The following is a 12,533-nucleotide window of genomic DNA, read 5'->3' as shown; positions in this document are numbered from 1 at the left end:
ACGAATTTGAGGTACACAAATGAACCAGGAACTGACCAACAACCCGTTCAATCCGCTGACACCGCCCAAGGTGTTTGACGAGATCAAGGTCTCTCTGGCATCGCCCGAGCGGATCCTGTCGTGGTCCTATGGCGAGATCAAGAAGCCCGAGACCATCAACTATCGCACGTTCAAGCCTGAGCGTGACGGCCTGTTCTGCGCCCGTATCTTTGGCCCGATCAAGGATTACGAATGCCTGTGCGGCAAGTACAAGCGCATGAAGTATCGCGGCGTCGTCTGCGAGAAATGCGGTGTCGAGGTGACGCTGCAAAAGGTGCGCCGCGAGCGCATGGGCCATATCGAACTGGCCGCGCCCGTCGCGCATATCTGGTTCCTGAAATCGCTGCCCAGCCGCATCGGCCTGATGCTGGACATGACGCTGCGCGATCTGGAACGCATCCTCTATTTTGAAAACTACGTGGTCACCGAGCCGGGCCTGACCGATCTCACCTACGGTCAGCTGATGACCGAAGAAGAGTTCATGGACGCCCAGGACCAGTATGGCATGGACGCCTTCACCGCCAATATCGGCGCCGAGGCGATCCGCGAGATGCTGTCCCAGATCGACCTCGAGGCCGAAGCCGAGCAGCTGCGCGCCGATCTGGCCGAGGCCACCGGCGAACTGAAGCCCAAGAAGATCATCAAACGGCTGAAAGTCGTCGAGAGCTTCCTGGAATCCGGCAACCGCCCGGAATGGATGGTGCTGACCGTGATCCCGGTCATTCCGCCGGAACTGCGCCCGCTGGTGCCGCTGGACGGAGGCCGCTTTGCGACCTCGGACCTGAACGATCTTTATCGTCGCGTCATCAACCGGAACAACCGCCTGAAGCGTCTGATCGAACTGCGCGCGCCCGATATCATCGTGCGCAACGAAAAGCGGATGCTGCAGGAATCAGTTGATGCCCTGTTCGACAATGGCCGCCGTGGCCGCGTGATCACCGGTGCCAACAAGCGTCCGCTGAAATCGCTGTCTGACATGCTCAAGGGCAAGCAGGGCCGCTTCCGCCAGAACCTTCTGGGGAAACGGGTCGACTTCTCGGGCCGTTCGGTCATCGTGACCGGCCCTGAACTCAAGCTGCACCAGTGCGGGTTGCCCAAGAAGATGGCCCTGGAACTGTTCAAGCCCTTCATCTATTCGCGGCTCGAGGCCAAGGGCCTCAGCAGCACCGTGAAACAGGCCAAGAAGCTGGTCGAGAAGGAACGCCCCGAGGTCTGGGACATCCTCGACGAGGTGATCCGCGAGCATCCGGTTCTGCTGAACCGCGCGCCGACGCTGCACCGTCTGGGCATCCAGGCGTTCGAGCCGATCCTGATCGAAGGCAAGGCCATTCAGCTGCATCCGCTTGTCTGTTCGGCCTTCAACGCGGACTTTGACGGTGACCAGATGGCCGTGCACGTCCCGCTGAGCCTTGAGGCCCAGTTGGAAGCCCGCGTGCTGATGATGTCGACGAACAACGTTCTGTCGCCCGCCAACGGCGCACCGATCATCGTTCCCTCGCAGGACATGATCCTGGGTCTCTACTATCTGACCCTGGAACGCGAAGGCATGGTCGGCGAAGGCAAGATCTTTGGCTCGATCGACGAGGTTCAGCACGCGCTGGACGCGGGCGAGGTGCATTTGCACACCAAGATCACGGCGCGCATCGCGCAGATCGACGACGAGGGCAACGAGGTGCTCAAGCGCTTCGAGACCACTCCGGGTCGTGTGCGCCTGGGGGCGTTGCTGCCGATGAACAACAAGGCCCCGTTCGAACTGGTCAACCGTCTGCTGCGCAAGAAAGAGGTGCAGCAGGTGATCGACACCGTCTACCGCTATTGCGGCCAGAAAGAGTCGGTGATCTTCTGCGACCAGATCATGACCATGGGCTTCCGCGAGGCGTTCAAGGCCGGGATTTCCTTCGGCAAGGACGACATGGTGATCCCCGACGACAAGTGGGGCATCGTGGACGAGACCCGCGATCAGGTGAAGGATTTCGAACAGCAGTACATGGACGGCCTGATCACTCAGGGTGAAAAGTACAACAAGGTTGTCGATGCCTGGTCGAAATGTAACGATCGCGTCACCGAGGCGATGATGTCCACCATCTCGGCGGACAAGCGTGACGAGAACGGTGCCGTGATGGAGCCGAACTCGGTCTACATGATGGCCCATTCGGGCGCGCGTGGCTCGGTTACGCAGATGAAACAGCTGGGCGGCATGCGCGGCCTGATGGCCAAGCCGAACGGCGACATCATCGAGACGCCGATCATCTCGAACTTCAAGGAAGGTCTGACCGTTCTTGAATACTTCAACTCGACCCACGGCGCCCGTAAGGGTCTGTCGGACACCGCTCTGAAAACCGCGAACTCGGGTTACCTGACCCGCCGTCTGGTGGACGTGGCGCAAGACTGCATCGTGCGCGAGCATGACTGCGGCACCGATCGCGGCGTGACCGCCGAAGCAGCGGTCAACGACGGTGAAGTCGTCGCCTCGCTGGCCGAGCGCGTGCTGGGCCGTGTCGCGGCCGATGACATCCTGCGTCCGGGCACCGAAGAAGTGCTGGTGGCTGCCGGTCAGCTGATCGACGAGCGGATGGCCGATACCATCCACGAGGCCGGTGTTCAGACCGCCCGCGTGCGCTCGCCGCTGACCTGCGAGAGCGAGGAGGGCGTCTGCGCCATGTGCTATGGTCGTGACCTGGCGCGCGGCACCATGGTGAACCAGGGCGAGGCCGTGGGCATCATCGCGGCGCAGTCGATCGGTGAACCGGGCACCCAGCTGACAATGCGGACCTTCCACATCGGCGGCGTGGCCCAGGGTGGCCAGCAGTCGTTCCAGGAAGCCAACCAGGACGGCACCATCGCGTTCGAGAACCCGCAGCTTCTGGTCAATGCCGCAGGTGAAAGCCTGGTCATGGGCCGCAACATGAAGCTGTTGATCAAGGACGCGCAGGGCGAGGAACGCGCGAGCTTCAAGCTGGGCTATGGTTCCAAGCTGTTCGTCAAGGACGGCGCCCAGATCAAGCGCGGCGACAAGCTGTTCGAATGGGATCCCTATACCCTGCCGATCATTGCCGAGAAGGCCGGTACCGCCAAATATGTCGACCTGGTTTCGGGCATCGCTGTCCGCGACGAGACCGACGAGGCCACCGGCATGACCCAGAAGATCGTGATCGACTGGCGGGCCGCGCCCAAGGGCAGCGATCTCAAGCCCGAGATCATCCTGGTGGACAGCGATGGCGAACCGGTCCGCAACGACGCGGGCAACCCGGTTCACTATCCGATGTCGGTGGACGCGATCCTGTCGGTCGAGGATGGACAGGTCATCGAGGCCGGCGACGTCATCGCCCGTATCCCGCGCGAAGGCGCCAAGACCAAGGACATCACCGGGGGTCTGCCCCGCGTGGCGGAACTGTTCGAGGCCCGTCGTCCCAAGGATCACGCGATCATCGCCGAAATCGACGGCTATGTCCGCTTTGGCCGCGACTACAAGAACAAGCGTCGCATCTCGATCGAGCCGTCGAACGAAGGCATGGAACCGGTCGAATACATGGTGCCCAAGGGCAAGCACATCCCGGTGCAGGAAGGCGACTTCGTGCAGAAGGGTGACTATATCATGGACGGCAACCCGGCCCCGCACGACATCCTGTCGATCCTGGGCGTCGAGGCTCTGGCCAATTACATGGTGAAAGAGGTGCAGGAGGTCTATCGTCTGCAGGGCGTGAAGATCAACGACAAGCACATCGAAGTCATCGTGCGCCAGATGCTGCAGAAGTGGGAGATCTCGGACTCGGGTGACACCACGCTGCTCAAGGGTGAACATGTCGACAAGCAGGAATTCGACGCGGCCAATGAAAAGACCATCGCCCGTGGCGGTCGTGCGGCCTCGGGCGAGCCGATCCTGCTGGGGATCACCAAGGCCTCGCTGCAGACCCGCTCCTTCATCTCGGCGGCCTCCTTCCAGGAGACCACCCGCGTGCTGACCGAAGCCTCGGTTCAGGGCAAGAAGGACAAGCTGGTCGGCCTCAAGGAGAACGTGATCGTCGGTCGTCTGATCCCGGCAGGGACCGGTGGCGCGACGCAGCAGATGCGTCACATCGCAACCCAGCGCGACAACGTGGTCATCGCTGCGCGTCGCGAAGAGGCCGAAGCCGCCGCCGCGCTGGCCGCGCCGATCATGGATGCGGATATCGTGGACGACGATTTCGACACGCTGGTGGACACGCCGGAAAGCCGCGATTGATCCAATCGCATGTGAACGAGAAAACCCCCGTGCCGCGCACGGGGGTTTTTCTTTGTGCGACCTGGCGTAGAATGGGCGGCGCAGGAGGTGTGACATGCCCGAACCCATGCTCCGGGATTTGCCCGGCTTTGGCCCCCGGTTGCGCCGTTTGCGGCGGGCGCGGTCGATGAAACAGGCGGCGCTGGCCGAGGCGCTGGATACCAGCCAAGCCACCGTTTCGCGTTGGGAGGCGGGGACGCAGTTGCCAGACAGGGCAACCCGGCGCCGCGCGCTGGAGTTGTTGACACGGGATGTCTGCGACGATGCGGTGCTGCGTCGACTGGTCGAGCATTCATCGGACTGCCTGCATCTGGTGGATGAGGCCAATCATGTCTGTCTGGCCTATTCCCCATCCCGTGCGCGGCAATGGCGGCAATCACAGCGAGCGTTGCTGGGGCAATCGCTCTGGCCTTATGCCACGGTCGAGATCCAGGCCGCCGAGGCGGCGCTGGACGGATCGGACTGGTGGGCGAGCCAGACGCCGAACCCCCGGCTGTTCCATACCAGCCGCCGGGTTTATGACGCGCTGACCGTGGTCGAGGGCGGTCTCTTGTGGGAGCGGCTCTATCTTTCCGACGGCACGCCGGTCCGGCTCTGCTCGCAGGCGCACAGCCCGCATAATTAATACGTGGCGCGTGATGCCCTGGCGGGGTATCGCGGGATCATGCGCCCGAAACTGACCTTGCCCCCCTTGCCCCTGATCCTGCTGCTTTGGCTGGCAGGGCTGGGTGCTGCGGGGCAATTTGCCAAGATCGCGGTACCCTTTGACTTGGTCAGGCAACTCTATTCCGATGCGGGCGCGGGGCAGGGCTGGCTGCTCTCGGTGATCAGCGTCTTTGGTATTCTCTTTGGCATGGTGGCGGGTCTTCTGACCGCGCGCTACGGCTGCCGCCGCTTGCTGGTAGCTGGCCTCGCTTTAGGCGCGCTCATGTCGCTGTGGCAGGCCACGCAGCCCGCATTTGCACTGATGCTGGCCAGCCGCATGATCGAGGGGCTTTCCCATCTGGCCATCGTAGTGGCCGCACCCACCCTGATTGCGCAGATTGCCCCCGAGCCGCTGCGCAACTTTGCCATGACCCTGTGGAGCACCTTTTTTGGCGTCGCCTTTGCGCTGGTCGCCTGGATCGGCCTGCCCTGGGCGCAGACGCATGGGGTGGCGGGCCTGTTCCTGTGCCACGGGGGCGCGATGGCGATGCTGGCGATTGCGGTCTGGAGACTGCTGCCTTCCGACGAGACCGCCGCTGACGCGGAAAACAGCCTGCGCCCGCGTGACCTGCTTGCCCGGCACCTGTCGGCCTATGGGTCTCCCCGCATTGCCGCGCCAGCTGTGGGCTGGCTGTTCTATACGCTGACCTTCGTCTCGCTGGTGGCGATCCTGCCGCCGCTATTGCCGGAAAATCTGCGGGCGACCATCGTGGGCCTGATGCCCTTGACCAGTATTGCGGTGGCGCTGTTGGTGGTGACCCCGCTGTTGCGACGCTGGCCTGCGACCGATGTGGTGATCGCGGGCTTTGGCCTGTCGGCACTGGTTCTGTCGGGCTTCTGGCTGGGGGTGCCTACACCGGTTCTGTGCGTGATGCTCTTTGCGACATTGGGGCTTGTGCAGGGGGCGAGCTTTGCCGCGATCCCGGCGCTCAATGCCACCGCTCAGGATCGGGCGCTGGCGAATGGGGCGCTGGCGCAGATGGGCAACCTGGGCAACACGCTGGGCACACCGCTGCTGTTGCTGGTGCTGGCCGCTTGGGGAACCGGAGCGTTGCTGGCGGCGGTGATCCTGATCTATCTGGCGGGTATCTCACTGCATCTCTGGTTATGGTGGCGCCGCCGACGCGAATAGGCGCGGGCCCGAAATGTGGCGACTTGCCATTTCGTTCTGGCCTCGCCAGAAATGAAACGCAGCCAGTGCGCGGCCTCGGAGACCGGTACCGGCCTATTCCATTTGGCGAGGCCAGGTTATGTCACCCAATATGCGCGGCGCGCTTCTGATGATGGCGAGCATGGCGGCATTCACCTGCAACGACACGGTTGTGAAACTGCTGGGCGCCGAGATGCCGCTGTTCCAGATTCTGGTCCTGCGCAGCGGTTTGTCGGCGGTCTGGATCTATTTCATGGCGCGGCATCTGGGGGCGCTCCACCTGCGGTTTGGGCGCCGCGACAGGATGCTGGTGGCATTGCGCTGCCTGTCCGAGATCGGCGCCACCTACTTCTTTCTTACCGCGCTGCTGAACATGCCGCTGGCGAATGTGACGGCGGTGCTGCAAATGTTGCCGCTGACCGTGACACTCGGGGCGGCCCTGTTCTTTGGCGAACAGGTTGGATGGCGGCGGATGCTGGCGATCGGACTTGGTTTTTGTGGCATGCTGCTGATCGTGCGACCGGGGCCGGACGGGTTCACGCTTCATGCGATCTATGCGATGGCGGCGGTGATCTGCGTCACCGCGCGCGACCTGGTAACGCGGCGGATGTCGTCGCAGGTGCCTTCGCTGACGGTCACGCTGGCCACGGCCGTGTCGGTGATGTGCTTCGGGCTCGTAGGGTCGCTGACAGTGGATTGGATTCCCTTGAGAACGGACCTGTCCCTGGGGCTGCTGGCGGCCTCGCTGCTGGTTCTGGGCGGTTATCTGTTCAGCGTGATGGTGATGCGAATCGGTGAGGTCGGCTTTGTCGCGCCGTTTCGCTATTCGAGCCTGATCTGGGCGCTGGTTCTGGGGTGGCTCGTCTTTGGCGACTGGCCCGATCCGCTGACCATGGCCGGGGTGGCGCTGGTGGTGGCGACCGGGCTGTTTACCCTGTTCCGCGAACGGGCGTCACGGCGGCGGAGCTGAGAAGATCTCGCGCACGCGGGCATTGTCGATATTGAAGCGGGCCTTGAAATAAGCCTCTTCGTCCGCATCAAGGGGTTGATAGCGGAACTGTTTGGCACCCGGCTTGGCGCGGGAATCGTTAAAGTCGTTATGGCCGCGCAGCATCATGTCCTCGCCGGGGATCGTGATCGTGGGCATGACGGTCCATAATTTGTGATGACCGAAATGCATGATGCCCTCACGATGACCGGGGGCCACGATCACCCCAAGCGCGATGGCGCTGTAGGCGAACTGGAACGGGCTGACCTCGATCCCGCGTTGGCCACAGCGAAACACGTAGCCGGTATTGAAATCGACCGCCACCGCCGGGTGTTTGCGCCAGAGCGCTTCGGTATCTGCGGCGACCTCGCGATAGCGGGCGATGAAATCGCGGGCCATGCCGTCATCGTCATCCAACCGGAATTGCAGGCAGGGCGCATCGATGTCGCGGCGGTGATCGTCGAGCGCCTGCGCCATGGCGGTACGGTGGCGCAGCGGTGGATAGGCGCGGATCCGAACCTGCGGGACGTCCCGCACCAGACCCTCCAGCCGGGCCCGGTAGCTGTCGGGAAAGCATTCGCCGATCACCACCAGAAACTCGAAATCCGGGTCGGTCTGTCTCGCGACCGAGGGCAGGGTGATCGCCTCGAACTGGCGGAACCGGTCCTCCATCCGGGCAGGCGCATAGAGATAGGCGCGCCGTTCGTCCAGCGTTTCGTGCATCACCTTGAAGCCGCCATGGCCAAGATAGCTGAACCGGCAAAGACCCAGAACCTGCATGCTCAGCCCCCCGAAAAGACGCGTTTGACGTGATCCTCGCGGATCGCGAAGCGGGCGGCAAAATCGGCTGCCTGCTCGTCGCTCAACGGCTCCAGCGACACCGGCTTGCCCTTGTTCTGACGCGAGTCGTTGTAGTCGTTCAGGCTGCGCACCCACATTGGTGCGTCTGAAATGCTGATCACCGGCATGAAGCGTCCGATCTTCTCATGGGCAAAGTTCATGATCGTCAGCTTGCAACCACCTTTCACGTACATGCCCAGCGCGGCGACATACAACGCCCGGACCGTTTCTGTGGCGGCGATGCCCGGGGCGTCAATCTCGGCCAGGTATCCCCGGTTGAAATCGACCGCGACGGTGCGGTTTCCGGCCACCAGCCCGGCGCAGTCGTTCAGGGTGCGGCGCAACCGTTCGATGAAATCGACAGAAATCGCGTCATCATCGTCATGGCGGAATTGCAGGCAGGGTTTGGTCGGGTCCTTGCGGGCCTTGTTCAGTATTTCTTTCATCACCTCGCGCTGGGGTCGGGGTGGTTCTGTCACGATCCGCACCTGCGGTACATCCGCCGTCAGATCGTGCAGCCGGTCGCGGTGCTCTTTTGGAAGGCTGTCGCCGATGACGACGATCAGGTCATAATTCTGATCCGTCTGTTCGCGCAGACAGGGCAAGGCCGAGGTTTCGAAGAGGCGGAACCGCTCTTCCAGGCGGTCGTTGGAATACAGATAGGCGATACGCTCTTCGGTGGTCTCATGATCGACCTGAAAGCCGCCGATCGCGGGATAGGAAAACCGGCACAGACCGATGGCCTGCATGTCCCTGCTGTCCATAAACAAAACCTTCTCGACACTGCCGGGCAAGTTTGGCAGTCTGCCACGACCTTGGCAACCGGGGGTGGGCTGTTGACACTCTGGCCGACTCCCCCTATTACGCGCGCTATCTCGGAAACCGTGGGTTGCCCCACGACCGATTTCAAATAGACGTGGTCAAGGTCCGGACAGTTTTGTTGTCCCGATCCTCTGATAACCAACCGCGACGTTCGCCTCGGAATGGGAACGTTCGCGGGTTTTGCGCTTGCATATGATGCAGGTGCGCCAAACTAAGCCGCACGCAGCGCGCGTGCATGACATGTGTGTTGCAAAACGGGGAAAAGACCGGAATGCCAACGATCCAACAGCTGATCCGCAAGCCGCGGCAGCCGAAAGTAAAACGCTCGAAGTCCCAGCACCTGGAACAGTGCCCGCAGAAGCGCGGCGTCTGCACCCGGGTCTACACCACCACTCCGAAGAAACCGAACTCGGCAATGCGTAAAGTTGCCAAGGTCCGCCTGACCAACGGTTACGAAGTGATCTCCTACATCCCCGGTGAAAGCCACAACCTGCAAGAGCACTCGGTTGTTCTGATCCGTGGCGGCCGTGTAAAAGACCTTCCCGGCGTGCGTTACCACATCCTGCGCGGTGTTCTGGATACCCAGGGCGTCAAAGACCGTAAGCAGCGTCGTTCGAAATACGGCGCGAAGCGTCCCAAATAAGAAGGAGAGGCCGAGATGTCCCGTCGTCACGCCGCAGAAAAACGCGAAGTCCTGCCCGACGCCAAATTTGGCGACAAGGTTCTGACCAAGTTCATGAACAACCTGATGATCGACGGCAAGAAGTCGGTCGCAGAGCGCATCGTTTACAACGCCTTCGATCGCGTTGAGAACAAGATCAAGCGCGCCCCCGTCGAAGTGTTCCACGAAGCACTCGACAACATCAAACCCTCGGTCGAGGTCCGCTCGCGCCGTGTGGGTGGTGCCACCTATCAGGTTCCGGTCGAAGTGCGCCCCGAGCGCCGCGAAGCGCTGGCCATCCGCTGGCTGATCGCCGCCGCGCGCAACCGCAACGAAAACACCATGGAAGAACGCCTCGCCGGCGAGCTGCTGGACGCTGTCCAGTCGCGCGGAACCGCCGTGAAGAAGCGCGAAGACACCCACAAGATGGCCGAGGCGAACAAAGCCTTCAGCCATTACCGCTGGTAATTCTAGAGGCTCAGACCAATGGCACGCGAATATCCGCTGAACCTGTACCGGAACTTCGGTATCATGGCTCACATCGACGCAGGCAAAACGACCTGCTCGGAACGTATCCTGTATTACACCGGCAAATCCCACAACATTGGTGAGGTGCATGACGGCGCCGCCACCATGGACTGGATGGAGCAGGAGCAGGAACGCGGCATCACCATCACTTCGGCTGCGACCACCACCTTCTGGGAGCGCACCGAGGACGGCCAGACCGCCGACACCCCCAAGCACCGCCTGAACATCATCGACACCCCCGGCCACGTTGACTTCACCATCGAAGTCGAGCGTTCTCTGGCCGTGCTCGACGGTGCTGTCTGCGTGCTCGACGCCAACGCCGGTGTCGAACCCCAGACCGAAACCGTGTGGCGTCAGGCTGACCGCTACAAGGTGCCGCGCATGGTGTTCGTCAACAAGATGGACAAGATCGGCGCCGACTTCTTCAACTGCGTGCGCATGATCGAAGATCGCACCGGCGCCCGCGCGGTTCCGGTCGGTATCCCGATCGGCGCGGAAAACGAGCTGGAAGGCCTGGTTGACCTGGTCACCATGGAAGAATGGCTGTGGCAGGGCGAAGACCTCGGCGCAAGCTGGGTCAAGGCCCCGATCCGCGACAGCCTGAAGGACATGGCTGACGAATGGCGCGGCAAGATGATCGAAGCGGCCGTCGAAGAAGACGACGACGCGATGATGGCCTATCTCGAAGGCGAAGAGCCCGACGTGCCGACCCTGCGCAAACTGCTGCGCAAGGGCACGCTGGCGCTGCATTTCGTGCCGGTTCTGGGTGGCTCCGCATTCAAGAACAAGGGTGTTCAGCCGCTGCTCAACGCCGTGATCGACTATCTGCCCAGTCCGCTGGACGTTGTCGACTACATGGGCTTCAAGCCCGGCGACGAGGAAGAAGTGCGGAACATCGCGCGCCGCGCCGATGACAACATGGCCTTCTCGGGCCTGGCGTTCAAAATCATGAACGACCCGTTTGTCGGCTCGCTGACCTTTACCCGCGTTTACTCGGGCGTCCTGAAAAAGGGCGACACCATGCTGAACTCGACCAAGGGCAAGAAAGAGCGCGTTGGTCGGATGATGATGATGCACTCGAACAACCGCGAGGAAATCGATGAAGCCTTTGCAGGCGACATCATCGCGCTGGCGGGTCTGAAGGACACCACCACCGGTGACACGCTTTGCGACGCCAAGGATCCGGTGGTTCTGGAAACCATGACCTTCCCCGATCCGGTGATCGAGATCGCGGTCGAGCCCAAGACCAAGGGCGACCAGGAAAAGATGTCCCAGGGTCTGGCCCGTCTGGCCGCCGAAGACCCGTCCTTCCGCGTGGAAACCGACCTGGAATCGGGTCAGACCATCATGAAGGGCATGGGCGAACTTCACCTGGACATCCTGGTGGACCGTCTCAAGCGCGAGTTCAAGGTCGAGGCCAACATCGGTGCGCCGCAGGTGGCTTATCGCGAGACCATCTCGAAAGAGGTCGAGCATACCTACACCCACAAGAAACAGTCGGGTGGTTCGGGTCAGTTCGCCGAGGTCAAGCTGGTCATCACCCCGACCGAGCCGGGCGAAGGTTACTCCTTCGAGAGCCGGATCGTCGGCGGTGCCGTGCCCAAGGAATACATTCCGGGTGTGGAAAAGGGCATCAAGTCCGTCATGGATAGCGGTCCGCTGGCCGGTTTCCCCGTGATCGACTTCAAGGTCGCCCTGATCGACGGTAAGTTCCACGACGTTGACTCCAGCGTTCTGGCCTTCGAAATCGCGGCCCGCATGGGTATGCGCGAAGGCATGAAGAAAGCCGGCGCCAAGCTGCTGGAACCGATCATGAAGGTCGAGGTGATCACACCTGAGGAATACACCGGTGGCATCATCGGTGACCTGACGTCGCGTCGGGGTCAGGTGTCCGGGCAGGAAAGCCGTGGCAACGCGATCGCGATCAACGCCTTCGTGCCGCTGGCCAACATGTTCGGCTACATCAACACCCTGCGTTCGATGTCGTCGGGCCGTGCCCAGTTCACCATGCTGTTCGACCACTACGATCCGGTCCCGCAGAACATCTCGGACGAGATCCAGGCGAAATACGCGTAATCGGTGGTGCGTGGGAAACCACGCACCCTGTCAACCCTTAGGGTGCGTGCCTGCACGTACCGGCAAGAGAAAAAAGGAGCTTTGCAATGGCAAAGGAAAAGTTTGAGCGTAATAAACCGCACGTCAACATTGGCACGATCGGCCACGTTGACCACGGGAAGACGACGCTGACCGCAGCGATCACGAAGTATTTCGGCGACTTCAAGGCGTATGACCAGATTGACGGCGCGCCGGAAGAGAAAGCACGCGGGATCACCATCTCGACCGCCCACGTGGAATACGAGACCGAAGCGCGTCACTACGCCCACGTCGACTGCCCCGGCCACGCCGACTATGTGAAGAACATGATCACCGGTGCGGCGCAGATGGACGGCGCGATCCTGGTGGTGAACGCCGCTGACGGCCCGATGCCGCAGACCCGCGAGCACATCCTGCTGGCCCGCCAGGTTGGCGTGCCCGCGCT

General features: G+C 62.0%; 10 protein-coding genes. 8 read left to right on the top strand and 2 right to left on the bottom strand.

Annotation, left to right across the window (positions count from 1 at the left end; translation table 11 throughout):
- Positions 1–19: 19 nt before the first annotated feature.
- From rpoC to AC2FLM_RS13250, 4 genes are all read left to right on the top strand, one after another.
- Entirely contained in the window at positions 20–4,261 is a 4,242-nt protein-coding gene (gene rpoC, locus AC2FLM_RS13265) for a DNA-directed RNA polymerase subunit beta' (RefSeq protein ID WP_496858509.1), read from the top strand.
- Positions 4,262–4,355: 94 nt separating this feature from the next.
- The gene (locus tag AC2FLM_RS13260) at positions 4,356–4,925 is read left to right on the top strand and encodes a helix-turn-helix domain-containing protein (protein WP_496858507.1); all 570 of its coding nucleotides are present in this window, start codon (positions 4,356–4,358) and stop codon (positions 4,923–4,925) included.
- A 3-nt stretch (positions 4,926–4,928) separates the two neighbouring features.
- On the top strand, positions 4,929–6,137 hold the full coding sequence (locus AC2FLM_RS13255; protein WP_496858505.1) for an MFS transporter: 1,209 nt from the start codon (positions 4,929–4,931) through the stop codon (positions 6,135–6,137).
- Between the two features lie 118 nt (positions 6,138–6,255).
- Positions 6,256–7,125 carry a DMT family transporter gene (locus AC2FLM_RS13250; protein WP_234144477.1) on the top strand — a complete coding sequence of 290 codons (870 nt, stop codon included), beginning with the start codon at positions 6,256–6,258 and terminating at the stop codon, positions 7,123–7,125.
- On the opposite strand, the gene AC2FLM_RS13245 is transcribed toward AC2FLM_RS13250, so the two are convergent.
- Together AC2FLM_RS13245 and AC2FLM_RS13240 are read right to left on the bottom strand one after the other, a co-directional pair.
- Positions 7,108–7,923 carry a putative rhamnosyl transferase gene (locus AC2FLM_RS13245; protein WP_496858503.1) on the bottom strand — a complete coding sequence of 272 codons (816 nt, stop codon included), beginning with the start codon at positions 7,921–7,923 and terminating at the stop codon, positions 7,108–7,110. The two genes, AC2FLM_RS13250 and AC2FLM_RS13245, sit on opposite strands and share 18 nt — an antisense overlap.
- A 2-nt stretch (positions 7,924–7,925) precedes the next feature.
- Positions 7,926–8,732: a putative rhamnosyl transferase gene (locus AC2FLM_RS13240; protein ID WP_496858855.1), complete on the bottom strand. Its 807-nt coding sequence runs from the start codon at positions 8,730–8,732 to the stop codon at positions 7,926–7,928.
- 344 nt (positions 8,733–9,076) lie between these two features.
- Between AC2FLM_RS13240 and rpsL the strand changes: the two genes are divergently transcribed.
- The 4 genes from rpsL to AC2FLM_RS13220 form a co-directional block, all read left to right on the top strand.
- Positions 9,077–9,448 (top strand): 30S ribosomal protein S12, encoded by a 372-nt coding sequence (gene rpsL / locus AC2FLM_RS13235; RefSeq protein WP_005862801.1) that lies wholly within the window; start codon positions 9,077–9,079, stop codon positions 9,446–9,448.
- Positions 9,449–9,463: 15 nt separating this feature from the next.
- Positions 9,464–9,934, top strand: coding sequence for a 30S ribosomal protein S7 (gene rpsG / locus AC2FLM_RS13230; RefSeq protein WP_011049181.1), 471 nt, complete (start codon positions 9,464–9,466; stop codon positions 9,932–9,934).
- Positions 9,935–9,952: 18 nt separating this feature from the next.
- Entirely contained in the window at positions 9,953–12,070 is a 2,118-nt protein-coding gene (gene fusA, locus AC2FLM_RS13225) for an elongation factor G (RefSeq protein ID WP_234138806.1), read from the top strand.
- Positions 12,071–12,156: 86 nt separating this feature from the next.
- A partial coding sequence (locus AC2FLM_RS13220; RefSeq protein WP_496858501.1) for a GTP-binding protein occupies positions 12,157–12,533 on the top strand: 377 nt, incomplete at its 3' end.

The organism is Ruegeria sp. SAZD011, from assembly GCF_059612545.1.
The sequence above is the reverse complement of the archived record's forward strand: the minus strand, read 5'-3'. Positions and strand labels throughout refer to the sequence as shown.